The following is a 769-nucleotide window of genomic DNA, read 5'->3' as shown; positions in this document are numbered from 1 at the left end:
TGGCCGGCGAGGCGCCCGCCGCCACCGCCGAGCGCCTGGCGCTGGAGAAGGCGCGCGCGGTCGCCGCGCGCTGGCCCGGCGCGCTGATCATCGGCTCGGACCAGGTCGCCCACCTCGGCGACGAAGTCTTCGGCAAGCCCGGCACCGAGGCGCGCGCGATCGCGCAGCTGCAGCGCATGAGCGGCCGGACCGTGGTCTTCCACACCGCGCTCGCCGTGCTCGACACGCGCAGCGGCCACGCCCGCGTAGAGGGCGTGCCGACGCACGTGCGCTTCCGCACCCTCGGCGACGAGGAGATCCGCCGCTACGTCGAGCGCGAGCGCCCGCTCGACTGCGCCGGCAGCGCCAAGTCCGAAGGCCTGGGCATCACCCTGCTCGATGCGATGAGCGGCGACGATCCCACCGCGCTGATCGGCCTGCCGCTGATCGCGCTCTCGCGCATGCTGCGCGCAGCCGGGGTGGCGCTGCCGTGAGCGACGCGAGCCCGCCGCGCGGCAGCCTCTACCTCGTGCCCGTCGCCCTCGGCGAGCACACGCCGTGGGCGCACTTCCTGCCCGCGCAGGCGCAGGCGATCACCGCCGGCCTGCGCCACTTCGTGGTTGAGACGGCGCGCGCGGCGCGCGCCCACCTCAAGCAGCTCGACTATCCCCACCCGCTGCGCGAGACCGACATCCGCGAGCTGCCCGCCGAGGCCGCCGACGCGGCGCTCGACGCGCTGCTCGCGCCCGCGCTTGCCGGCGCCGACCTCGGCCTGCTCTCCGACGCCGGC

General features: G+C 76.5%; 1 protein-coding gene and 1 pseudogene. Both read left to right on the top strand.

The genetic code is table 11. The annotated features are described in order from the left end of the window. Positions 1 to 473: Maf family nucleotide pyrophosphatase (locus C667_RS23590; protein ID WP_004391451.1), on the top strand; the 473-nt coding region annotated here is incomplete at its 5' end. After that, positions 470 to 769, top strand: a pseudogene (locus C667_RS23585) (SAM-dependent methyltransferase); the annotation flags it as partial. The gene C667_RS23590 and the pseudogene C667_RS23585, both read left to right, overlap by 4 nt.

The organism is Thauera phenylacetica B4P, from assembly GCF_000310225.1.
GTDB lineage: Bacteria > Pseudomonadota > Gammaproteobacteria > Burkholderiales > Rhodocyclaceae > Thauera > Thauera phenylacetica.
Note: the sequence above shows the minus strand (reverse complement) of the source record. Positions and strands in the feature narration are given on the sequence as shown.